At 38.0% G+C, this 24,566-nt stretch carries 21 protein-coding genes; 13 read left to right on the top strand and 8 right to left on the bottom strand.

Annotation, left to right across the window (positions count from 1 at the left end; all coding sequences use genetic code 11):
* Positions 1–86 precede the first annotated feature (86 nt).
* The 3 genes from O0V13_RS18210 to O0V13_RS18200 are packed head-to-tail and all read right to left on the bottom strand — an operon-like array spanning position 87 to position 4,496.
* Positions 87–1,388 carry an amidohydrolase family protein gene (locus tag O0V13_RS18210; RefSeq protein ID WP_268036417.1) on the bottom strand — a complete coding sequence of 434 codons (1,302 nt, stop codon included), beginning with the start codon at positions 1,386–1,388 and terminating at the stop codon, positions 87–89.
* A gap of 21 nt (positions 1,389–1,409) precedes the next feature.
* Entirely contained in the window at positions 1,410–2,798 is a 1,389-nt protein-coding gene (locus O0V13_RS18205) for an amidohydrolase family protein (RefSeq protein WP_268036416.1), read from the bottom strand.
* 3 nt (positions 2,799–2,801) lie between these two features.
* The gene (locus O0V13_RS18200; RefSeq protein ID WP_268036415.1) at positions 2,802–4,496 is read right to left on the bottom strand and encodes an amidohydrolase family protein; all 1,695 of its coding nucleotides are present in this window, start codon (positions 4,494–4,496) and stop codon (positions 2,802–2,804) included.
* Positions 4,497–4,724: 228 nt separating this feature from the next.
* Here O0V13_RS18200 and O0V13_RS18195 point away from each other — a divergent pair, with 228 nt between their 5' ends.
* The 5 genes from O0V13_RS18195 to O0V13_RS18175 are packed head-to-tail and all read left to right on the top strand — an operon-like array spanning position 4,725 to position 10,523.
* On the top strand, positions 4,725–5,084 hold the full coding sequence (locus tag O0V13_RS18195; protein WP_268036414.1) for a response regulator transcription factor: 360 nt from the start codon (positions 4,725–4,727) through the stop codon (positions 5,082–5,084).
* 4 nt (positions 5,085–5,088) lie between these two features.
* Positions 5,089–6,657, top strand: a complete 1,569-nt coding sequence (locus tag O0V13_RS18190) for a HEAT repeat domain-containing protein (protein WP_268036413.1) — start codon at positions 5,089–5,091, stop codon at positions 6,655–6,657.
* Positions 6,650–8,113: a glycosyltransferase family 2 protein gene (locus O0V13_RS18185; protein WP_268036412.1), complete on the top strand. Its 1,464-nt coding sequence runs from the start codon at positions 6,650–6,652 to the stop codon at positions 8,111–8,113. Before O0V13_RS18190 ends, O0V13_RS18185 begins: the two co-directional genes overlap by 8 nt.
* Entirely contained in the window at positions 8,110–9,339 is a 1,230-nt protein-coding gene (locus O0V13_RS18180; protein ID WP_268036411.1) for a YaiO family outer membrane beta-barrel protein, read from the top strand. Before O0V13_RS18185 ends, O0V13_RS18180 begins: the two co-directional genes overlap by 4 nt.
* A 5-nt stretch (positions 9,340–9,344) precedes the next feature.
* The gene (locus O0V13_RS18175) at positions 9,345–10,523 is read left to right on the top strand and encodes a hypothetical protein (protein WP_268036410.1); all 1,179 of its coding nucleotides are present in this window, start codon (positions 9,345–9,347) and stop codon (positions 10,521–10,523) included.
* Here O0V13_RS18175 and O0V13_RS18170 read toward each other — a convergent pair.
* Positions 10,520–12,010: an LTA synthase family protein gene (locus tag O0V13_RS18170; RefSeq protein ID WP_268036409.1), complete on the bottom strand. Its 1,491-nt coding sequence runs from the start codon at positions 12,008–12,010 to the stop codon at positions 10,520–10,522. The genes O0V13_RS18175 and O0V13_RS18170 overlap by 4 nt on opposite strands.
* Positions 12,011–12,619: 609 nt before the next feature.
* On the opposite strand from O0V13_RS18170, the gene O0V13_RS18165 reads away from it, so the two are divergent.
* The 6 genes from O0V13_RS18165 to O0V13_RS18140 all read left to right on the top strand — a co-directional run bounded on the left by O0V13_RS18165 (position 12,620) and on the right by O0V13_RS18140 (position 17,003).
* Complete coding sequence (locus tag O0V13_RS18165; RefSeq protein ID WP_268036408.1) at positions 12,620–13,162, top strand: class I SAM-dependent methyltransferase; 543 nt, start codon at positions 12,620–12,622, stop codon at positions 13,160–13,162.
* 79 nt (positions 13,163–13,241) lie between these two features.
* Positions 13,242–13,493 carry a DUF3253 domain-containing protein gene (locus O0V13_RS18160; protein ID WP_268036407.1) on the top strand — a complete coding sequence of 84 codons (252 nt, stop codon included), beginning with the start codon at positions 13,242–13,244 and terminating at the stop codon, positions 13,491–13,493.
* Positions 13,490–14,065, top strand: coding sequence for a peptide-methionine (S)-S-oxide reductase MsrA (gene msrA / locus O0V13_RS18155; protein WP_268036406.1), 576 nt, complete (start codon positions 13,490–13,492; stop codon positions 14,063–14,065). The genes O0V13_RS18160 and msrA overlap by 4 nt, the downstream gene beginning before the upstream one ends.
* 63 nt (positions 14,066–14,128) lie before the next feature.
* Complete coding sequence (locus tag O0V13_RS18150; protein WP_268036405.1) at positions 14,129–14,716, top strand: hypothetical protein; 588 nt, start codon at positions 14,129–14,131, stop codon at positions 14,714–14,716.
* A gap of 202 nt (positions 14,717–14,918) precedes the next feature.
* Positions 14,919–16,592 (top strand): DUF6909 family protein, encoded by a 1,674-nt coding sequence (locus O0V13_RS18145; protein WP_268036404.1) that lies wholly within the window; start codon positions 14,919–14,921, stop codon positions 16,590–16,592.
* A gap of 66 nt (positions 16,593–16,658) precedes the next feature.
* Complete coding sequence (locus O0V13_RS18140; RefSeq protein ID WP_268036403.1) at positions 16,659–17,003, top strand: hypothetical protein; 345 nt, start codon at positions 16,659–16,661, stop codon at positions 17,001–17,003.
* 14 nt (positions 17,004–17,017) lie between these two features.
* Here the strand turns inward: O0V13_RS18140 and O0V13_RS18135 are convergent, their stop codons facing one another.
* The 4 genes from O0V13_RS18135 to O0V13_RS18120 all read right to left on the bottom strand — a co-directional run bounded on the left by O0V13_RS18135 (position 17,018) and on the right by O0V13_RS18120 (position 22,116).
* A complete protein-coding gene (locus O0V13_RS18135; RefSeq protein WP_268036402.1) occupies positions 17,018–17,479 on the bottom strand; it encodes a DUF4440 domain-containing protein in 462 nt (153 codons plus the stop codon).
* Positions 17,480–17,532: 53 nt separating this feature from the next.
* The gene (locus O0V13_RS18130; RefSeq protein ID WP_268036401.1) at positions 17,533–18,990 is read right to left on the bottom strand and encodes an amidohydrolase; all 1,458 of its coding nucleotides are present in this window, start codon (positions 18,988–18,990) and stop codon (positions 17,533–17,535) included.
* A gap of 178 nt (positions 18,991–19,168) precedes the next feature.
* A complete protein-coding gene (locus O0V13_RS18125; RefSeq protein WP_268036400.1) occupies positions 19,169–21,037 on the bottom strand; it encodes a gamma-glutamyltransferase family protein in 1,869 nt (622 codons plus the stop codon).
* Between the two features lie 14 nt (positions 21,038–21,051).
* Complete coding sequence (locus O0V13_RS18120) at positions 21,052–22,116, bottom strand: carboxypeptidase-like regulatory domain-containing protein (protein WP_268036399.1); 1,065 nt, start codon at positions 22,114–22,116, stop codon at positions 21,052–21,054.
* A gap of 183 nt (positions 22,117–22,299) precedes the next feature.
* Here O0V13_RS18120 and O0V13_RS18115 point away from each other — a divergent pair, with 183 nt between their 5' ends.
* Both O0V13_RS18115 and O0V13_RS18110 read left to right on the top strand, forming a co-directional pair.
* On the top strand, positions 22,300–23,655 hold the full coding sequence (locus O0V13_RS18115) for a DEAD/DEAH box helicase (RefSeq protein ID WP_268036398.1): 1,356 nt from the start codon (positions 22,300–22,302) through the stop codon (positions 23,653–23,655).
* A 67-nt stretch (positions 23,656–23,722) separates the two neighbouring features.
* Positions 23,723–24,544 carry an N-acetylmuramidase family protein gene (locus O0V13_RS18110; protein ID WP_268036397.1) on the top strand — a complete coding sequence of 274 codons (822 nt, stop codon included), beginning with the start codon at positions 23,723–23,725 and terminating at the stop codon, positions 24,542–24,544.
* The last annotated feature ends 22 nt before the right edge of the window (positions 24,545–24,566 follow it).

Genomic DNA, 24,566 nt, shown 5'->3' with positions numbered 1-24,566 from the left:
CTCAATATAATCAAGACAAAAACCACAAGAAACCCTTCCCGAGAGAAGGATTTACTTGTGGTCATTTTAATTTGGGTTAGGAAAGATTAGTTTTTGTTTAATCCAGGAGATCTTTCCAAAAATTCCTGATACAATCTGATATGTCTGTTACTCAAAGGTATTCTGTATCCATTGATGAATACATGCATTACCTGAGAACTAGTTTCAAATGGATCTTTTGTAGCTACGATCAAATTGGCAACTTTTCCTTGCTCAACAGATCCCAATTGATCAGCTAAACCAAAGATTTCAGCAGGAGTGATAGTTACTGCTTTCCATGCTTCTTCTTTACCCATTCCATAAGCCGCAGCAAATGCAGCATGGAAAGGAAGGTTTCTTACGTTTTCTTGGTCATCTGTACGGATTGCTACTTTCACACCAGCTTTGGACATTTTACCAGCATTGGAATAGGCTGCATCATAGCGGTCAGATTGACGAGTTGGAAGGGCCTGAACAGGTCCAGTGATCACTGGTACACCTGCTTTGGCAATCTCATCAGCAACTCTCCAGCCTTCAGAAACTCCACTCAAAATGAATTTGGCATTTTTACCTTCAATCCATTTCAGAGCTCCTTGAATATCAGAAGCAGTATTTACTTCGATCATCAAAGGAAGTTCACCTGAGATTACTTTAGCCAATTGAGCCATTTCTGGATAGTACTCCAATTCTGCTCCTTTTTCAGTTAGTTCGTAATAGGATTTTGCATTGTCCCAAAGCTCATTCGCTTCTTTCAAAGCTTTTTCACTTTCCTTTTTGATGTCATCATCACTACGGCGATCCCATCTTCCTCTTCTTCCAGAGCTAGGAAAGTTCATTACCACAGCTTTGGCACCTGCATACATTTGATCAGGAGTATAACCGACCAAATTAATCAATGCGGCCGTTCCGGGGAAAAGTCCTCCCTGAGGAACTGTAAGTACTGTTGTCACACCAGATACTCTTGTTACAGGCACTGCTTCCGAATTAGGATTCACCGCAGTCAATGCCTGCATGTTAGGAGTGAAGTTTCCGATTTCCTGAGAATCAACAGTTTCTGGAACAGAATTCACTTCTACCAGACCCAGGGTAGTTCCTCCATCAATCATTCCTGGATAGATTACTAGTCCAGTGCAATCAAAAACTTCTGCATCTCCTGCAGAAATACCAGAACCGATCTGAGCGATTTTACCATTTTCAATCAATACAGAAGTGTTTTCCAACACTCCTTTGGTGATCGTATGTACTGTTGCATTTTGCAACAAAAACTTTCCTGAACGAGGTTTAACAAATTCCCCGTCGATCTGAGCCATTGCAAACATAGGTAGCAAAGTCAGTAGGAAGGCGAAAAAGCTTTTATTCAATCTTTTCATGTCTTCTTTTTTTCGGGGTTATTAATGTTGGTTCAAAGAGAATAATGCCTCTGCAGTTTCGAACAAATATTCGGTATCCTGCATACACTTATGAGCTGTCTCTTCATGTAAATAAATTGGCTCTACCATTTCAGTTGCAGAAACCAATTGCCTTTGATCATCTTCGTCGGAATTGATATCAAAGTACTTTACTCCATCCACAAAAGTCATCTGTGGGATAGCATAGGAGGAGAGAGGATGACCTTCGAAAATCACCAAATCAGCCTGTTTGCCTTCTTCAATAGATCCAACTTTGTCAGATACCCCCAATTGTTTAGCTGGATTGATAGTGATCATAGCCAAAGCTTCATCATCAGTCATTCCACCATATCTCTGAGTCTTAGCGGCTTCATGATACAAGTGTCTGATCAATTCTGCATCATCAGAATTGATGGAAGTGATTACACCATTTTTCTGAAGAATTGCTGCGTTGAAGGCTGTTGAATAATATACTTCAAACTTGTATGCCCACCAGTCAGCAAAAACAGATGCACCCATAGTGTATTCTGCGATTTCTGGAGCTACTTTGAAACCTTCATTGGTATGTTGGAATACCAATTTTTTGATTCCAAAATCTTTAGCAACATTGATCAGCATGTAAATTTCATCTGCCCTGTAAGAGTGACAATGGATGATGATCTTTCCATCCAAAATATCCGCCAAAGTCTGTAGCCTTTCATTGTATTGAGGAGCTACAGCTGTGCTTCCTTTTTGAGAGCTAGCAGCATTGAAATCAGCCCAAGCTTTTTTGTATTGAAGAGCTTCATTGAACCCATTTCTCAAAATAGCCTCAACACCCATTCTACTTCTAGGCTGGATACCGCGACCACGACCATGAACACGAGTAGGGTTTTCACCCAAAGCGAATTTGATGGTACGAGGTGCATCTTGCATAATGATGTCAGCAGGATCAGTAGATCCCCATCTGTGTTTCAGTGTCGCATTTTGTCCACCCACCACGTTTGCAGAACCGTGCATTGCATGAGACATGGTCACTCCACCAGCCAATGCTCTGTAGATTCCGATTTCGTATGGATTAACCACATCTTTCATCCTCACTTCAGCAACAATAGGAGCAGTCGCTTCATTGACAACATCCAATGCAATGTGAGAGTGAGCATCGATGATGCCCGGCATTAGATATTTGCCACTAGCATCGATAGTTTCCACTCCATTTGGAGCCTTTATATCCGGTGCGATTTTCTTAACGATACCATCCTGAACCAAAACATCGGTGTTTTCATGAGTTCCGTTGGTAACCGTAATCACAGTCGCATTTTTTATCAAAACACTGCCCTTAGGGGTCTGAGCCATAGCATATTGCATACTCAGTCCTACCAGTGCAGCAAGAAAATAGCTTAATTTTTTCATGGCTTACTTGTTTGCGATTAAGGATGGATTGAGTGTGCCTGAGATAGGGAATGATCCAAAATCTCCTATGACCATGCTACCATCCATGGTATTGCCTGAAATCTCAGTATTCACATTTACTTTTAAATTCATTCCACCGGCACTAACACCAAATGAAAATGTCAAGGAAGAGCCCTCATAAGAAATTTCTTCCAAATCAGATGCAGCAGAACCGGATCCTGATGGATCGTCATAGGTGATAGTTCCGTTATATGAACTGCCATCTTTTGCGATAGTAATTTTTCCGCCTGAAGAGCCTGCAGGAGTTTCAGAAGTGTAATCCCAAGTTCCAGCTATTGCTCCACCTGATCCTTCAGTACCTTCTTTTTTCTTTTTAGTTTTTGTCTCGTATTCGAAGATTTTTCCATCTACAACTACATGTTTGATTTGACTGTCTTCTTCGAAAATAGGTCCTGTTGCAAGTACCAAATTTGCCATTTTACCAGATTCTATAGAGCCAGCAAATTTTGAAACTCCAAGAATGTCAGCTGCATTGGTAGTCAAAGCCGCTAGCGCTGCTTCTTCGCTTAATCCAGCTTCAATCATCGTTTTCAATGATTTCATCAAATCATTTGGTTTTGCACCTATAGTTGTAAATGCGAAAGGAACACCGGCAGCTTCTAGTTTTCCAGCTTGAGCTATAGCTTTATCATAAGATGCTTTTACTCTAGCTTTCAAAGCTTTTACCTCTTCACTTTCATCTTCACCTTCTTTGGCTTTGATTGCTTTGTCATCTGGAACAGCCAATTGAATAAGGACTTTAGTTCCGCTTGACTTTAGAAGATCGATTACATTTTCATACTCTTCCAATCCTGTCAAAATCAATTGGAAACCCAATTCATTTTTAAGGCTTAGAGCTCTTCTAACTTCTAGATCATTACCAACTTCAAATAGAACTGGTACTTGTCCACTGATCACATCCATCATCGCTTGATAGGTAGGAGTGATTTCAGGTCTCACTACTCCATTATTGGAGGCAAAAGTTGCTGTTCTATTTTTGGTTAATTCGGTGTTCTTATATACATCTCTGAATTTGGCCATGACACCAACTGTGGTGCCAGGGTACATACCTCTTGCTCCATTTAGATTTGAAGAAAGAGAAGTGTTTTCCTTAACCACATTGGTAGACTTATCATCTCCAAGAATTACCAATGCAGATTTTCCAGCAATCATTCCACCTTCAGGAACAATTTGGATCAATGTGAATCCAGCCTGTCTCATGGCATCGACTTGAGATCCATCTATACTAAACTGATCTACAGCAGATCTCCAGGGAGTAATTCCAGCTATTTCATCAGATGGCTTTGATGAATCAAAATTGTCAGGTCTTTTAGGATCTTCAGGTCTGGTGATACCTGCTTGGCTGGCGCCGTCGATAAATCCTGGGTAGATAAACAAGGAATCACCAGCAATAACTTTCGCTTCAACTGGAAGAGACAAATTGGAGCCAACTCCTTTGATCACTCCATCTTTGATCAAAATAGTAGCCTTACTTCCTTCACTTCCTGGTTTTGCGAATACTGTGGCATTGGTAATTGCAAATGTTGAAGTAATTGGTTTTTTACCAGTAGGATCACTTTGTGCAAATAGACTCGCTCTACTAATAAACCCACTCAACAATAAGCAAAGAACACTTGCCTTCAGAAGTGTTTTTCTCATAGGGTTTGATGGTTTGTTATGATTGAGCAAGCTAATAAAAGCTTCTTCGGAATCCATTTAGATTTATTTTTTGAATATTTTTTTTTGATCAGTGGCAAAGTATTAACTATGAAATGCGATTTTCCTTGATCAATCAGCACAGTAAAAAAAACAGATTTCCTTGAATGGCTTTTTACTAACAATTTATTATTTGATACTGTTATATTTAAAGCCAGAATCACCCACATTATGAAAAAAATCCTGATTATCGAGGATGATTTATTAATCTCTAGTCTTGTCCAGTTCCGTCTAAAAAAGGATGGTTATGAGACAGTTCTGGTAAAAGATGGCAATGAAGGTATTGATGCAATAGATCATCAAAATCCAGATTTGATCATTACAGATGTTATGATGCCTTTCAGAAGTGGAATTGAGATTATCCACCATGCAAAAAAGAATCATCCAGATGTTCCGATTATTGTTTTGAGCTCATTGGGAGAAGAGGAGGAAGTGGTTTTAGAGGCGTTTAATTTAGGAGTGGTGGACTTCATTCCTAAACCCTTTAACCCCAACGAGCTAGCCATTCGGGTGAAGCGCGTTCTCCGTTAATTTTATGCTCAAAAAAACAATTATTTCCTGGTGCATTTGTCTTCTAGTTTTTGAAGGTTTCGGCCAAGGAATTTCTGTACGGTTTCAGGATTCAACATCTTTGATTAATGAAATCAAAGAGCAGGAGTCCATCCCTAATTTGTTCTTTCGATTCGAATTTCCTTTTACTGAAGCAAGAGGTTTATTTCTTAGTGATTCTTCTTTCTCTTGGAGCAAAACCGATAGTAGTTATATATCTAAACCATTTACAAATGGGAAGGAAATTGATTCTTTGTTTTTGACACTTCCTGCGGATAGTATTGATCTTAAGTTTTTTGTTTTTGAAGAAAAGTCTGATATCAAGGGAGTAGCTTCCTATTTGGAAACATTACATGATACAGGTGATTTTATTTTGTCAGAAGATCAACAAAGACCTGAAAAGGATTTGGTCTTGATGGCGTCGAGAAATCATTATGAGCCTCTGGATGAATATCGAAATAAATTAATGTCTGATAAGGGATTATTTAGCGTGACATTAATTAATATCTTATTTATCATCCTCTCTATTTTCATGATCATTTTTATGGTGATCTTCAAAAAGAAGAGAAACCAAAGAGAGTACAATATTAAAGCTTTTGAGAATGAAATAATTGAACCATTAACCACTATTTTATTTGAGAAATCATTGGATGAAATCAAAGAAATGACCCCTGAAATGATTTCTTCGATTTACCCAAAACAGATTTTCCAAAAGAGACTTTTTAAGAAAGTCCTGATTGATAAAATCATCGGCCTCAACAAGAAGATGAAGGGTGACTTTAAGGATAAATTGAAAGTTTTATATAAAAAGTTTGGCCTAGTTGAAATCACCAAATCCAATTTGAAACATAGACATTGGGACAATGTTGTTTCGGGGTTGGTACAGGTTAATGAAATGGATTTGACGGACTTACTTCCATTAGTTAAAGAACATTCTCAATCATCCAATTTTCATGTTCGTTCTCAGGCTGGTGCCACCTTATTAAATCTTTCTGAAAAGGTTGATTTGAAGTTTTTGAGAGATCAATCTTATCCGCTATCGGATTGGCAACAGATGCATTATTTGAGGATAATCAAGTTCGTTTCTTCTAGTAAGTCTCTGAATATTCCAATTTTATTTTCCTCAGAAAACCAATCTGTTAGAGAATTTGGGATAAAGCTTGTTCGAATGCTTGGGAGAGTGGATTTGATTGAAGAGTTACATAAAATAAATAAGCAGGTTTTAGAGGAGGAAAAGGCTGAATTAATTAAGACCTATGATGTCCTTGGGGCTCATATGGAGGTTGATTTTATCAATCAATGTATGACTTCTGATAATTCTGAATTGCAAAAAGAAGCTATAAAATCTGCTGGTAATTTAGGAAACGAAGAGTCAGAGAAAATAATCTTGGATTTACTCAATCAAGATCCAGATTTCCCAACGAGAAAGATTCTATTGAGGAGTCTTTTTAAGTTGAACAAGCAAACGTTTGAAGAGTATATTTTGACTCATGCTAGCCATGAAAACCTAAGCATTCAAGCTCACCTTTTAGACCCGGTATTGAATCATGTATAATTTTCTGTTTTACTTTCTGATTGAGCTTTTCGGAGTCGCATTTATGATTCTGAGTTTTTCTGTGGTGATCATTTACCTCACTATCATGGTGCTTAGTGCTTTGGAAATGAGAGATTTTCGGAAGAAAAACCAATATGCTGACTATCAGGACATCATTACTTCTCCTATAGCACCGGGGGTTTCGATTATCGCCCCAGCTTTTAATGAAGGATCCAACATTGTTCAGAATGCCAAAAGTTTACTTTCACTGCATTATGGGAGGTTTGAGGTGATCATTGTCAATGATGGATCTAAAGATGATACTCTCCAAAAGTTGATTGATGCATTTGAGCTCAAGAAAACTGATTATGCTTTTCATCCAGAAATCGAAAGTCAGCCAGTAAGGGGCATCTATAAGTCTCCAAATAAATCTTATAGAAGGTTAGTGGTAGTAGATAAGGAAAATGGAGGAAAAGCAGATGCGTTGAATGCGGGAATAAATATTTCTCAAATGGAAATATTGGCTTGTATTGATGTGGATTGTATTCTTTCTAGTGATTCCATTACACGAATGGTTCGCCCATTTATGGAGGAAACCAATCGTAAAGTGATTGCGGTTGGCGGTGCTATTGGTATTGCCAATAACTGCGATGTAAAAGATGGAACAGTTACCAAATATCGTGCTCCAGAAACAACCCTTGGGAGATTTCAGGTAATAGAGTATTGTCGGGCTTTTCTTATGGGGAGAATGGCTTGGAGCAGAATCAACGGTTTAATGCTAATATCAGGAGCTTTTGGGTTCTTTAAAAGAGACTTAGTAATGGCCGTGGGTGGATATTTCCCCAAAACAGTAGGAGAGGATATGGAACTGGTAGTAAGAATGAGGCGATATATGGAAGAGAAAAGGATTCCATATAAAGTAAGTTTTATTCCAGATCCCCTTTGTTGGACGGAGGTACCGGAAGATCAGGATGTCTTGGCAAGGCAGAGAAACCGATGGATGCGAGGAACAATAGAAACGCTTCAACTCCATCGAAAAATCGGATTTAATCCTCGTTATGGGATTTTAGGAATGATCTCTTATCCATTTTGGGCACTTTTCGAAAAATTTGCTCCAATTATAGAAATCATTGGTCTCATATATACTTTGATCTTGATGATAATAGGAGATTTCTCTGCGATTTATTTCTTAGGGCTATTGCTGATGGTTTACCTATTATCCCTCATGGTTTCATCATTTAGTTTGCTATATGAGCAAATAGCTTTTAATAATTACAAGGATAAAAAAGATCTCAATCGACTGATTTGGATTATCCTTTTAGAACCTATTTTGATTCACCCTAAAGTCGTTTTATGGGCCATCAAAGGTCATATTGACTTCATCATTGGAAAAGGTGGCTGGGGTAAAATGATCCGCACTGGTTTTAAAACTGCTGAGGATCGAAAAAACATTGAAACTCAATCCAATAGTATATGAGAAAGTCTTTGTTCATTCTTTTATTTTCTGCAATTACCATTGGAAAATTGGCTGCCCAGGACAATTTCGATCCCGATGAATTGTTTTATGAAGCTCGAGAATTGATTTTGGATGGAAAATATCAACAAGGTAGAAAAATAGCCTTTCGAGCTTTGGATAAATACCCAGAGTATGCGGATATCCTGATTTTGGTTGGAAGAAGCTATGCTTGGGAAGGCAAAAATGATTCTGCTAGTATATATTTGGACCGCGCGATCTTAGCATCTCCAACTTATGCGGATGCTTATTCTGCAAACTTGGACAACCTTTTTTGGTCTGAACAATATTCAAAAGCAGGAGAAGTTTTGGCCAAAGCAAAAGCAAATTTTGAGGATCAGCTTCCACCAGTTATAAAATATAAAGAGTCAAGGCTGCTGTATTATCAAGAATCCTATGACGAAGCTTATGAAATTGCAGAGAAGCTATTCGACAATGGATATAAGCAAGAAGGCTTTTTAGGCTATTTGCAGAACCTTCAACGATTGAGGAGGAATTCGGCAGTAGGAGTTACCTATGATTACGATAATTTCCGTGGAGAAATAGATCCCTGGCATACTTGGTCATTCTACGGAAGAACTCGAACCAATTTAACAGGCTCTTTAATTGCCAGAGTCACTCAAAGTTCAAGATTTGACAGTTTTGGAACCTTGTATGAATTGGATGCCTATCCTTCTTTGGGGAAAAATTCATATGCCTATCTTAATATTGGTGGTTCAGGAGCATCATTTTTCCCTAAACTAAGAATGGGAGCTTCGGTCTATTTCAACTTACCTAAAGCCTGGGAAATCGAAGGAGGATATCGCTATCTCGGATTTACTGAAGTCACACACATAGCCACTGCTTCTTTGGGAAAATATGTGGGAAATTGGTGGTTTAATTTCAGGCTGAATTTCATTCCTTCGGCAAATGATGGAACAAGTACTTCGGGAAATATTCAGGCTAGATACTATTTTAAAACTGCTGAGGATTTCTTCTCTTTTCAGTTGAGTTCAGGAGTTTCTCCTGATGAAGAAAACCGGGATCAATCCCAATTATTGAATTCCTACAGATTTAGATTGGGCTATCAGCAATTGGTAAGTCCTCGGTTTATGATTTATGGTTATACTGGATACAGCTGGGACGAACTGTCCTCAACCAATACAAGAAATGATCTGAATATTTCAATTGGTACAGAATACCGCTTTTGAAGACTATGGGACAAGAATTAAAAGTTTTCATCAGCAAATTATGGCCTTTATTGGTTGTGCTTTTTGTGATTCCTGCCTTAAGTTTTGGGATCTGGTGGATTTCACCTGATCAGTCTTTGGATGTTCTGATATTGGATAAAACTGTTCCAAGAACTAATTATAGGGAGCATTCAGGGATTTTTTGGGCATTGGATTATGATAAGTTTATCAAAACAAATGGGGAAGAATATTTTAAGGAAAAAGATTATTTAGGCTTCTTCCCCTCAGAAGACAAAAAAGAAAATGGAACGATTGATGATTTTTCGACTTTAGATCCAAAAGATCTGGATCAGTTAGCTTCAGGAGCCGATCTTATTTATGTTGCTGACACCTACGGTGTATATGAAAGGGATTTCACAGGAGGGGAAAATGAAATAGAGATCAATGAGAAAATTTATGGAGGACTAAGTCAAACGGATATTGATTTTCTCACTTTGGCAAAAGAAAAAGAGAAAACTATCATCGCCGAATACAATACTATGGCTTCCCCAACACCTAAATCAATTCGTACCCAATTTGAGATGTTGATGGGTTTGAAATGGACTGGATGGATTGCTCGCTTTTTTGATGAGCTGGATCCTGTGAAAAATGGTGACTTACCTCAGTGGCTAATTCAGAATTATCTATCACAAAATCCTGGAGAATGGGCTTTTTGGGGTCCAGGCTTGGTTTTCATTCATGAATCAGGAGAGATTCAAATCATGAAATATGATGAAGATTTCAATAATGAAACGCCATTAATCAGGACTCCCAGATTCAATAAATTAGGCTATGATCTGCCAGAAGTAGTACCCTATCCCGATTGGTTTGATATAGTTCTAATCGAGCGAGAATATGAAGTTATATCCTATTTTGATATAGGAGTCACCAGCCAAGGTTTAGAACGCCTTCGGGCAATGGGATTACCTAGATTTTTCCCTGCTGCTGTTGTTAAAAATAATGGAGATGGTAAAATGTTCTATTTTTCTGGAGATTTCTCCGATATGAGAGGCAATCTAGGTTCAGCAAAATTCAAAGGTTTACCATTTCTTTATCGAGGGCTTTATGTTCCTTCAAATTATCGAGATAGACAAAGCTTTTTCTGGAACTATTACCTTCCATTGACTAGACAGCTTCTGGCAAATACTTATCAGGAAAAAAATTAATCTATCTTGGATTTGGGTTCAGGGTATAGTTTCCTCGTTTGCACCATGTAGTTGTTTTTGTTTTTAAAGTCTTCGAATTCTCCTTTCAATTGAGTCAAATCATCAGGTGAATTGATTGGGTCAATACTCAAATTATCAGAAACTTTAAAAAGCTGACCATCAGAATAAAATAAATCACCATGGATATAATCAATCAATTGATTTTTGTTTCTCATTAAAGGCATTGCAATCCTAGACTGAAAAGTTCTCGCAGTATCCAAAACCTGCCCTAACCAAGTCTTTTGTTCAGGTAGCTGGATTCCTGCCTGATTTTTCAAAAATGACAAAAGACTAGGAGTGATTTCAAAGTGGCTGCTTACACCTCTGAAATATTCCTGCTTTTTCAATAAAGGAGAATAAATAATAAGAGGTACATGAAAACGATCTAACCTGTCTGACATTGGTATTTCGGGAAGTCTATGATCGCCGGTTATTATGAAAATTGTATTCTCAAATTCTGGCCTTTCCTTGTATTTGGTTATGAATTCTTTGACAGCATCATCTGCATACAAGACCGTCATATAGATATCCTCATAGGCCATGTAATCTGGAATTTCAGAACTTGGAATTTTGAGTGTTTGCTCCAAATGGTTCTTTAATTTTTCCTCATAAAAAGGCCTTTCAGGTACAATATAAGGGTCATGAGAGGTTTGAGTCTGAAAAGTAATTACCTGTGGCTTTGAATAACTCTGAGGCAATTTTTCTAGTCCATTTCTAAAAAGCTCTTTATCTGCAAATCCCCAAGTAAAATTGCCAGAAGCTGAAGGAGCCTTGGAATATTTGGAGTCAAAATCTTTTTCATCCACCAATTGAACAGGATTCTGATATTCAATAAAATCCCCAACATGGTCAAAGTTTTTATCTGAACCAATGAAATAACGGATCTCATACTCATTATCTCTGAGAATACTTAAAAAGGACTTATGATAGGGGAAGTTTTGATATAATTCCAGAAATCCCTTTTCACCAAAAGGGAATCCTCCAAATACTCCTGGTTGAAGACCAAAAGTTCTACCAGTAGATGAGATAGCATTCAACCAAACGAGGCTGTGCTGCTCTAATGAATCCAAAAAAGGCGTAAAGCTTCCTAAATAAGCATCTTTCCCAGAATAGGCTTTCCCAAAACTTTCCAAGAAGATGAAAACAATATCTGGAGCCTGTTGAAGACTGTCAAAATAGGGGCTTAAAACATCTGGATATTCGGCAGTATGGAGAAAGGGATATGCATCACTGGTGTAAGTTTTCTGCACCACCATATCATCATTTCCGGATCGTAAGTAAAAATCAAAATAATACTCTCCTCCATACATGAAATAATCAAAGGATTGCTCAGTTAGAAACCTTGATTTATTGGTGATAATATTTTCTTCAGTTTCATTAAGAACTCTTGGTTTTCCCCATCCAAAATATGAAAAAGACAAAATTCCAATGACTAAGAAACCTGACATAATTCCATAGGTGGTCAATGAAAATCGAAAAAGTCTTGTTCCAAGATGAAGAAGAAAATTAAGGAGAATAAACAAAAATATTACACCCATTAAATTGAAAATATTCCATTGACCTGAGGCTTTTACTGTCAATAATAAGTCATCTACACTGTAGGCAAATAGGTCTTTACCTAAGGGTAATAATGTTTTGTAAAAATAAAATACCAGACCAGTATGAATGAGAATCAAAATTGTTAAAACAGCCTGAAAAGTGATTTTAGCAACTTTTCTCGATAGGAGAGATATTAAAATAAAAAGGATTAATAATATGCCCAAAAGATATAAATGCCATCCAAAGTCCGACAAAAAACTATCCCAAAGAATCTCCTTGAAAGAGAAATTTAAGGCGTGATTTTTAAAGACTAAATATATCTCCACCAATCTAATGCAACTCATTAAAATCATAAAAATCAGGGATATACCCCAGAAGCTATTGAGTAAAGAGCGTAATCTAAATGGTAATGTGGAGCGTATCGCTGCCTTTTGGGACATAATTTATTAGTAAGTTTTAAGGATGAAGCGGAAAATATAGGTTAAAATCGGGTATCTTCAAGTATCAAAGATTGATATATGAGTAAATCCAACCTGTTGATCGAGTTGTATTCGAATTTAAGTACAACCGGAGCACTGACTTTTAGTTCAAAAGCCCTTGTTAAAAAAATGATATCCCAAGCTGATCTTTCTCACGCCAAATTGTTGGTGGAAATGGGAGGAGGAGATGGAAGTATTACACAGGGAATTATTAACAAAATGCAACCTGATGCTGAATTGTTAGTTTTTGAAATCAATGAATCTTTCTGCGAAGCCATGAGACTTCAATTCTCCCAAAAAAACATTAAAATAATCAACGATTCCGCAGGAAATTTGGAGAATTATTTAGAGGGCAGAAAGGTAGATTATATATTCTCCTCATTACCTTTTTCTTTCCTCTCTAAAGAAGTGACTGATGCCATTCTTTCACAGTCTAAGAAGGCTTTGGGAACCAGTGGGGCTTTTATCCAAATCTGCTATTCCTACCTTTTGAAAAATCTATTTAAAAAGTATTTTGCTCAGGTAGACGCCAGTTTTACCCTTAAAAACCTACCACCCGCATTCGTAATGGTTTGTAAATAAGGGTTCACAAAAATATCGGGATAAATCGAATCTTTTTTCCGTGACTTTTGGTTTCTAATTCATATTAAAACCTATTCTCTTGGATATTTTAGAAACAGCCATTTTAGAGATGTGTAGAAAATATCAAGCAAAAAGATTTTCTCCTTCAGAGGTAGTCCAATCGATGTATCCTGTGGATTGGAAATACTTTATTGAGGATGTGAATCAAAAAGCTTGGGAACTATACCAAAAAGGGGTTGTTTGTCTAACTCAAGATGGCAAGGCTGTGGATAAAAACCATTTCCCAAAAGCTGAGTTTTTGATTTACAAACCCAAGGATTCGAAGAAATGAATGAATTGAAATTTCCCAAGACAAAGGTGGAAATCCCACAAGGATTGGATTTGATCACTTTAGGTGCAGGATGCTTTTGGTGTACTGAAGCTGTTTTTCAGAGATTGAAAGGAGTGGAGAAAGTAGTTTCCGGATATGCAGGTGGTCATATTGATTATCCAAGCTACGAGGCTATTTGTACAGGTACTACTGGACATGCAGAGGTCATTCAAGTGTATTATGATCCTAAAAGGATCAATTTGGTAGAGCTATTGGAAGTGTTTTGGATGACTCATGATCCTACTACCATCAATAGACAGGGAGCTGATGTAGGACCACAATACAGATCAGTGATATTTTATAATTCTGATATCCAGAAAGAAATTTCATCTGATCTCAAGAAAAAATTAAATGATGCTCAAGTATTTCCCAATCCAATCGTGACGGAAATTACTGAGTTCAGCAATTTCTATCCTGCTGAGAATTTCCATCAAGATTACTACAATTTGAATGGTCACCAACCCTATTGTCAAATAGTAATCAAACCGAAAGTAGATAAGCTTAAGAAATTTTTTGGGGAGAAATTAAAATAAAATACGATAAAAATAGTTCTAAGTTTTAAAATGTAATTTTTCTAAAATTTTATTTTAAAACTCATGAAAAAATTTTGTAGGCTTTTCACTGTAATTGCAACGGTTCTTTTTGTTTTTACTTTCCGATTGGAAACCATAGCCCAATCAGCCCCAGTAAATAAACTTGGGCTTAGTTTGTTAGGGGAATCATTTTCATATAAAAATGGAATTTCACCCTCGATTGGATTTATATGGGATAGAAAAGTGAAGGGACACAATGGATTCGAGACTGGTTTGTTTTTCAGGACTTCATTAGATAGAGAAAGGTTATTTACCAATTGGGATTATAACAATACTACAATCTATGATGTAAGAGAGAATTATATTACCATTCCAATTTTGTATAAATATTCTTCAGATATCCTCAATGTTTCTGGAGGGTTGAGTATGGAGTATTATCTAGGTTGGAAACAAACTGGTGGTGAGCCTATTGGATTTATGAGATTTTCGGATGCTATTTTTGATTTGGGTCCTATAATCAAAATAGGTAGAACCATTTCGATGGGAGGTAATTTGGTAATAGAACCTGAAATTCGATTAGGAAATTACGCTGTAGATGGAGGGTTTTTCTATGGAGCTGGTCTCCAAATAAAAAATATTCTGACCAATTAATCCAAATCTATTTACATTTTCAAAATCCACAATAGTCCACTCCAATGTGGACTTTTTTTATTGGTTTATAGGCTATAATTCATGTTTTGATATTGATTCTATAACTATAATCTGAATATTTTTTAGAAACTTTCGACGAGAATATAGTTTCAGATCCAGAGAAAAGAGGTAATTTTGCTGAATTTAACCTATTCCAAATAGCATGATAAGAACCAGAGCACAAGAGTCCAGAGCAGCGATTGAACGCTTGTACATCACCATGAGACACCTATTTACCAGAGGTAGTTATAAGCCAATGGGAGTCTCAGGAGAGAGTCTAGTACAGGCATTGATGGTATTGAGCCCAGAGATTTATGGGACGATCACAGATACTGAAAAAGTAGAATTGGATGGACTGTTGTATGTGATGGAAAGATTGCCAAAAGGGATTGAAGAATGCCGGTTTGTAAGGCTAATCAGTCGAGAAGGCTATGAAACCTCACATTTGACTCCATTGGTTCCACCGAAGAGAAAGAGGAACTGCTACCGATTGGATGAGCAAGTGATGTATGTGGAGATGACAAGAGGAAGATCTGATATCTATGATATTTTGACTCACTTGACATTTTTGTACATTGAATCAAACAAAATCTACCACAATAGTACCGACCCAAAAAGCAAGATTTCTTTGAATTGGACCATGCTGGAAGAAGTTGTGCTGAAAGAAGCTCGAGGTGAAGAATTTGACAAAGAAGCTGCATCAGCTTATTTGAGCCACCTTATCGGCAGAACTTATGAAGAAACAATTCGTGCTGTAGACAAATTCGAAAAAAGCAGTAATTCCAATAGCTTGTTTTCAATTGTTTACAACATGGGGAAATTGGCTCTAGAAGAAGCCAAACACCATATGGATCGGGAGATTTCATTTTCAGCCACCTTGCGAGAGAGGATAGGCCACCACGTTTATGGGGAACTTTGGGCCAAAAGAATCAAATCAACTTTGGATGAATTGGGACTGATCAAACGACCAATTCATATCATTTCGGCTAATCTCCACTCTGTCCTGAACACGATTTACGCGCCTCAAAAATTAGGTTCAAATACCTATGAAGAAATTGAGCAAGTGGCCATGGATATATCTGTAAAGTCCAAAGGAAATCATGGAAAAGGAATTTATGATTATGCCTTGAAACATGGCTTTGTGGATCTTCCGGATGAGTCCGGGACCAATATTGGAGCACAGATCATTGATACCGCCAAATTGGAAAAGAATGAAATTCTCCCTGGAATGATCCTTCCAAAAGAAGATGAAAAGAAGCCAGTTTTTGTGGTAATGGATTATGCATTTGGGGAGCAAGCATACGAATGCTTTGACGAGTTGCTAAAGCCTTATAAAAAAGATGGCAAATCAATTCCATTGAATGTGGTATCTACTTCCATTATGGGGAAAGCAGGGATTCTTTATGGTGGAAAAGGAGATTTGATGATTCCGGATGCCCATGTCTTTGAAGGAACAGCAGATAATTATCCTTTCAAAAATGAACTGAAGAAATCTGACTTCGAAGGGTTTGGATTAGGAGTTTATTCGGGAAGTATGGTGACCGTTTTGGGTACCTCACTTCAAAATAAAGACATCCTGAGTTATTTCATGGAATCTTCCTGGAACGCAATAGGGTTGGAAATGGAGGGGGCTCATTATCAAAAAGCCATCCAATCTGCTTCAAAAATCAGAAAGAGCATCAGATCCAATGTAAAAGTCTTATATGCTTACTATGCTTCCGATAATCCACTGGAAACAGGAAGCACTCTTGCTTCTGGTGCTTTGGGAATGGATGGAGTAAGACCTACTTACCTAATTACCTATAAAATTCTGGAGAAGCTCTTCAAAAAAGCCTAATTCAAGATGAAAAAGACTGGTTGTAGCAGCCGGTCTTTTTTTTTCGTTTTCGGAGAAAGTTGTTTTATGAAAAAGAAGTTAATTCTCGGTCTTTCTCTGTTGGTGATTGGATTTATTTGGTCTTGCCAAGACAATGAAAACCCTAATGTTATTGAATTCTATTGGGAGCAAACTGGATGTGCTGACCCTTGGGCTGTCAATTCAAACCTTTCTAATAAAACCTTGAAATCGGCGGTTGAAGAATACCTTCGAAATGAAGGAGTGGTTGGTGCTAGATTTACATCCATTGATGTTGAATGGTCAGGTGCCGTTTGTTTAGCTTGTCATTGTAAAACAGGGCGCTGGATCTATATATCCGCACCATTGAGCCAGAAAGAGAAGTTGTTGGAACTTGGATTTCAGCAAAAGTAAAATCCAAGTTCAATTTATTCTTTCACAATCCGTGTGGAATGAAGCATATCCAATCTCCATCCAACTGGAGTTTTGATAGCGGTGGCACTTTCAAGCCAATGAATTTCTCGAATTACTTCACCATTTCTTGATATGGTAGCAAAGTTATGATAGGCCACCCATCCTCGATTTCCTTCTACTTTCGTTTCAATAAATTCAAATCTATTCGTTCTGGTTGGCCTGTTTTCATTTTGTAAAGCCTTTTCGAAATACCCTCGGATAATTTCATTGTCCCAGACCTCTCCGTTTTCTAAAAGGATAAAATCTTCAGTATAAAAATCTGATAATTTTCCAGAATCAAAATTGGAAAAAAGGTGATCAAATGAGTTTTGTATAAGTTCCTGAATAGCTTTTTCATCAGATTTGTTTTGGGAAAAAGCACCAAAAGAAATCGACATCAAGATTGTAAGAAAAAAGGTTGATTTAATTGGGTTCATATTTTCTAGTTTATTAAAAAAGCGCATGGTTAAAGATACCATGCGCTTCCAGTTTATTGCAAATTAGATTTCAATGGGGGAGGTCCATCAGGAACCATTCCTTCATAGACATAATCACCCAAATGTTCTTTAAAGTCAGCTTTTACTGCTTCAACCAATTCTGGATTTTTAAATAGATCAACCATGGTCATGGATAATGCTTTTGCTGCATAAGCCATTCCTTTATGTCCAATTGACATACCACCGGCAGCAACTACCGCCCAGGAGTGCCAAGGAGTACCATTTGGAGCAGTTGTGGCAGAAAGTCTAATAGTAGGAACGACATAACTTACATCACCCACATCGGTACTTCCACCCATACTGTGCTCAGCAGTTTCTTCCATTGGCTCGATTACTGAAACCAGTCCAATTTGAGGTTTTCCAGTAGCTTCTTGGATCTTTTTAGCAAAATCTTGCTCTTCCTCTGTGTAGGAAATGGCTCCTAAAGTTTCTAGGTTTTTCTGAAGGGCAGCGGAGCCGGTTCTATTCACCAATACTTCATGAATCCCTGAAATCAAGCTTACCTTATAATCTACATTGGCCAAAATAGCAGCTCCTTCTGCCATCGCTTTGACTCTTTCATATACTGGCATCAAGCCTTCACGACTACTATCTCTTACTCGAACCCAAATTCTACTGTAATCAGGAACTACGTTTACAACTTGCCCAGCATCTTGGATATGATAGTGAATCCTAACAGTTGGTTTGATATGTTCTCTGTAGTAGTTGATCCCATTAGAATACAATTCCAAAGCATCACTAGCGCTTCTACCGTTCCAAGGATCAGCAGCCGCATGCGCAGCCTGACCAAAGAATTCAACTTGGAAATCAACCAAAGCCAATCCTTTTTGAACCGCAGCTTTGGTTTCAGCAGCTGGATGCCAGTCCATCACCACATCCACATCATCAAATAATCCTGCACGAATCATCCAAAGCTTTCCAAAGAACTTCTCTTCAGCTGGTGTGCCATAAAAACGAACTGTTCCTTGAATTTTACCTTCATCGATTAAGTCTTTGATAGAAGCTGCCGCTCCTAAAGAAGCTACACCAAATAGGTTGTGACCGCATCCGTGGCCAGGTGAACCTTCATGTAGTGGGCTTTTGAAAGGCACTTTATTTTGTGAAAGACCTGGCAATGCATCAAACTCGCCTAATATCCCGATTACGGGTTTTCCGGATCCATATTCAGCTACAAAGGCAGTAGGGATTTCGCCAACTCCTCTAGTCACTTTGAAACCCAAAGATTCAGCATAATCAGATAATGCAGCTGCAGATTGAGTTTCTTGGAATGCAATTTCTTCAAAAGACCAGATTTGATCACTCAAATTGGTCAGTTCAGCAAAGCGTTTATCAACCGATGCTTGAACCACTTCCTTAAGTGGATCAGGTTTTGATTTTTTTTGAGCATGTAGGGGCAATACAGCTCCAAGTCCTAGGGCCATTCCTAGGATAGATAAGTAAATTTTTCTCATTTGGTTGGTTGTTTTTACTGCCTTTAAAGTAAGAAAAAGACTTGGGTTTTGTCGAAGGAATTTGAAGTATTGGTTCTAAATCAAACAGTATCTTTTGAAAATTCATAGGAAATCAAAAAAGGCAGCTCTAAAGCTGCCTTTTATATAGATTTCTTCGTCTTGATTTCGAAAATTGGTTTTACCAAGCTATTCCGTAATCATCTCCATAATCGCTGGATCCACCCCAGAAACTTCCATGCTTCCAGTCAAACCAAATGGCATTCAAGGGGCCAGATGTTTTGTTCCATAACTCAATTTTATAGCCTCTTCCTGCCAATTCCTTGGAGATCCAAGATGGTGTATCCTCTCTCAAAACGATAGCACCTGGACGAATTTCATGGTCACCAAATGAACTTTGCATTTGATATGAATTGAAATTGGCTGCTTCAGTAGCTTCTTGAATATCCATCCCAAATTCTACCACATTTAAGAATAATTGCAATAGATTCTGATCTTGGGAATCCCCACCCTGTACAGCGAATGCCAAGAATGGTTTTCCATCTTTCATCGCTAAGCTTGGAGTTAATGTCACTCTAGGTCTTTTTCCAGGTTCAGGTAAGTTGTAAGGGTTTAGGTTTTCGTCCAAAACGAAACTTTGCATTCTTTGAGAAAGTCCAACTCCGGTATTTCCCGCAACAACAGCTGGGGTCCATCCTCCGCTTGGAGTCACAGATACCACCCAACCTTCTGCATCTGCAGTTTCCACTGAAGTAGTTCCACTCTGAAAGTCTTGAATGAATTTTGGATCCAATGTTTGATTGAAATCTTCAGGATTTAAAGCTGCGATTTCCTGTTGATTCTTTTTTAGAATATCCAAATAAGGGTTGGTTCCATTTTGATAGGGATAGGGATCACCTGGACCGATTTTGGGATCATTCTTTTCACTGATCAGTTTTGCCCTGTCTTTCGCATAGGCTTTTGAAAGCAATCCTTCCATGGGTGAATCAACGTAGGCAGGATCACCATAATAAAAATCCCTGTCTGCAAATGCCAAACTCATGGCTTGATAGACAGTATGGATATAATTGGCAGAATTGTAACCCATTGACTTAAGGTCAAAATTTTCAAGAATATTCAGAGACTGTAAAAGGGCAGGACCTTGAGTCCATTCCTGAAGTTTATATACATCAATCCCTTTGTAGTTGACATGAAGTGGTTCTTCGATCTTCACTTTCCAGTTAGCCAAATCTGATTCCGTAAATAATCCCCCTTGTTCACGGGTTCCTCTTACTATTTCTTTTGCAATATCACCTTTGTAGAAGCGATCATATGCTGCATAAATGGCCTCTTTTCTAGTTTTTCCAGCTGCTAAAGCATCCTTTTCAGCTTGTACCATTTTGGAAAGTGTCTGATACAAATCTTCCTGAACAAAGATTTCACCAGCCTCAGGAGCTTCTCTTTCCTCTCCTAAATGCGGTAGAAATATTTTTTTGGAATAGGGCCACTGTTTGATTCTAGCCTTTTGAGCTTCCATTGCATTGGCCGTTTGGGCCTCCATGGGATAACCTTTCGCCAAATCCATAGATGGCTTCAGAACTTGCTCTAAGCTTAAGGTTCCATACTCTGCAAGCATGGTCATTATCCCTCCTGGTGTTCCTGGAGTGGTCGCTGCCAAAGGTCCAAATTGAGGAGGATAATCCATTCCTTCCGACTTGTAGAATTCCACTGTGGCACCGGTAGGAGCATAGCCCAAAGCATTGATCGCGATGACCTTTTTAGTATGTGGGTTATATATCAATGCTTGTGTTTCACCTCCCCAAGAAAGGACGTCCCACATGGTACTTGTAGCTGCTATCATGGCACAAGCTGCATCGACTGCATTGCCTCCCTGTTGGAATATTGCTGCTCCTGCGGTGGCGGCTAATGGTTTTCCTGTGATGGCAACCCAATTTTTACCATGGAGAATAGGTTTGTTGTTGGGGGTTGTTCCTGCTCCTAATCCTGGTAAACCTTGGCCATATAAATTCCAGGAAACGAAAAAGGTAGCAATCAAGTAAAGTTTTTTCATAATGGGGTAATGGTTTAATTGGTGGTTTCATCAAGTAATTGGCTCATGATAGGTTCAAAGCCCGGAAACTGTGAATTATAATAGGTGAAAACCTTGAAGATATCGCTGGGTTGTTTGACATCTAGGTTATTATTATCAGCATAATCCTCCATTTCTTGGGCTTTTTCTCCAAAAATCAAGTGAAATTTCTTCCTGTTTTTCGGGATTTCTATCAGATCTTTTCCAATAAGGTAATAATAATAATTCCTTTTGATGATTTGATCATTTCTTTCACCAACCATTAATGCAGCATTATAATTGGATTCTTTTAGGACAGCCATCGTCCTTCTCATCAATGGAAGCTCTCCCTCAACCAATACTTCGAAAAATCCCGAAATAGGCACTCCTTCATCCAAAAAGTCCATTCCATTGACAAAATAACGAGGCACTTTGTATGTGGAATCCACCCAGACGATGTTTTGACTTCGGAGACCAGGCATCACTGATACCAGATTGTTTTCAGGCTCCATCAACTCAAACATATTGGAAACAATATTATATCGTACTCTGAAACCTTCCAGCATTTGTTGATCACGATAAAGTAGGATAGAGGCTGCGTTCCATTTTGTGTCTAAATAGTTATTCCCTTCAACTTTTTTAGGCTCTGGCGGAATACCCATGATCATATTTCCTCCAACGAAATTGGGACGATCATTCATCAAGGCCACTATGTTATTGGAGCGAATGGATTTTTGCAGAGCAGATCCGGATCCCTCAGCACCAAATCGAGTCAGGATGACTTCTCCTAACTCTATATCTTCTTTTATGTCAATTACTTTTTCCAGCTTATTATATCCGTCCAAATTGAAGCTAATGGTGTACCTACCTTCTGGAATTTCTGAAAACTGAAACAAACCTCCTGCAGCGCTGATTCGGCCATAGGGAGTCCCCTTTAATGTGATAGAGACCTCATCCAAAAAATTTCTTGACTCTGAGTCAATCACTTTCCCAGAGAGATTGTGAACCTGTCCAAATAATTGAATTGAAGCTAAAAAGAAGCCAAAACAAAATAAAAAACGAATTGAGAGTCCAGATTGCATAGGAGGATGTATTTGGGTATAAAGAAAAGCTCTTTAAAAGTTACATAGATAATCCTGTGAAAGCAATGCTCGTAAAATCTAGAATTCGCAGACTAAACTTTTGCAAATTCGCTTTGTGAACGAATTCCCACTATATTTGAAAAGGCTGATGCCGTAAGCTTTTCATTTTAAAATTATCCCAATTTGGATTTCTCTTCATTTAACTTTGAATCTGCTCTTCAAGAAGGACTTGATGCTATGGGATTCGAACAACCTACACCTATTCAGGAAAAGGCTATCCCAGTAATCCTTCAAAACAAAGATTTGATTGCATGTGCTCAAACAGGAACAGGTAAGACAGCTGCCTTTATACTTCCTGTTTTGAATAAGATCTGTCAATCCGGATCAAGTTCTCTCAATACCTTGATACTAGCACCTACAAGAGAATTGGCTATTCAAATTGATCAGCAAATTCAAGGTTTTGCTTATTTCTTAGGTATTAGTTCAATTCCAGTTTATGGAGGTGGTGATGGTGTAGTTTGGGAGCAACAAAAAAGAGCTTTGGAGACAGGTGCTGAAATTGTAGTAGCCACACCGGGTAGATTAATTGCCTTATTGGCTGGAGGAAAGATCAATTTGAAAAGCTTAAAACATCTTATTTTGGATGAGGCTGATAGGATGATGGATATGGGATTCTCAGACGATATTTTGAAAATCGTCAATTACCTACCCAAAAACCGCCAAACCATTTTGTTTTCAGCTACAATGCCACCTAAAATCAGGCAGTTTAGTATGAAGATATTAAATCAGCCTGAAGAGATTTCTATTGCAATTGGGAAGACTGCTGAAGGGGTTACACAATCTTTCTATTCGGTTTATGATACTCAGAAGGAGGATTTGGTTGCTAATATTCTTTCGCAAAAACCTTATGAAGCAGTTATCATTTTTGCTTCAACAAAGGAAAAAGTCAAGAACCTCTATAGGGCTTTAAGGAAGAAATTTGATATTGAGGCATTTCACTCAGATTTGGACCAGGTAGAGCGTGAAAAGATCATGTCTGCTTTCAAAAATAAATCTGTAAAAATTCTGATAGGAACTGATATCATTTCAAGAGGAATCGATGTGGTGGGTATAGAGTTGGTCATCAATTTTGACACACCAAGTGATCCTGAGGATTATGTACATAGAGTGGGTAGAACAGCCAGAGCTGATAAAGAAGGAGAGGCTATTACTTTTGTAAATCCTAAAGACCAGCATAAGTTTAGCAGGATTGAAAATCTAATCGGAATGGAAGTGAATCAATTGCCATTGCCAGAAGGATTTGAAACTGGGCCTTCCTATAGTCGTGAAGCCAAAAAATCAAAATCTGGAAATAAGGGGAATTTCAAAAAGAAGCCTTTTAACCAAAAGAATAAAGGTAACTTCAAGAAAAGAAGTAACGAACAAGGCCTTTCCCAAAACAAGCAACCCAAGCCTGTTCAAGAGCAGAAGCCAAGTGGAACATCCAAAAAATCAGGTAGGTTTGGTCCCAGAAAGAATGTCGTAGACAAAGGGGAATAAGGTTCAATTATTGGAAATGTCCAAGGCTTGAGGTAACTTTTAGAAGAATACTAAAATTTTTCATGTCATGGACTTTATCAAGTATCGTAGCCGTGGCTCCAGCGTTGCATTTTTACAGGAGCTCCTGGCAAAATTAGGCTATCAAATCACAGCTTCAGGTTATTTTGGAAAAAACACAGAATCAGCTGTCATCGACTTTCAGACTAAAAGTCATCTTGTCGTAGATGGAAAGGTTGGGATAAAAACCTGGACAGTAATCATTGAAAGAACCAATCCTGCTGATGCCTTTGGAGGCAAATTTTTGGAAGAGCAAGATTTGATCAACTTCGCAAATCAGCATGGCCTTGAGCTGGCAGCAGTGAAAGCTGTCAATGAGGTAGAAAGTAGTGGCAAAGGTTTTTTAATAGATGGAAGACCCAAGATTCTTTTTGAAGGCCATATTTTTTGGAAAGAATTGAAAAAAAGGGGAGTGGACCCAATCACTCTATCCAATTTTAACAATGCTGACATTCTCTATCCAAAATGGACAAAACAACATTATTTAGGTGGAACCAGAGAATATGAAAGACTTGAAAAAGCTCTTTCCCTAGGTGGCAATCCAATGATCAAAGATGCGGCTTTAGCTTCCTGCTCCTGGGGAAGCTACCAAATTATGGGGTTTCATTATGAATCTTTAGGTTATGAATCCATTTCAGAGTTCGTTGATGAAATGGAAAAACATGAGAGAAATCACCTGGAGGCCTTTGGGAAATATTTAGTAAAATTCGGATGTTTAGTTCACCTAAAATCTTTGAATTGGACTAAGTTTGCTCTTTGCTATAATGGACCTTCTCAAGCGCAAAACAAATACGATGAGAAAATGGCAAAAGCTTATCAACATTATTCATAATAAAAACCCAAATTTAAAGTTT

The sequence above is a fragment of the Algoriphagus sp. PAP.12 genome, from assembly GCF_026652115.1.
In the GTDB taxonomy this organism is placed as follows: domain Bacteria; phylum Bacteroidota; class Bacteroidia; order Cytophagales; family Cyclobacteriaceae; genus Algoriphagus.
The sequence above is the reverse complement of the archived record's forward strand: the minus strand, read 5'-3'. Positions and strand labels throughout refer to the sequence as shown.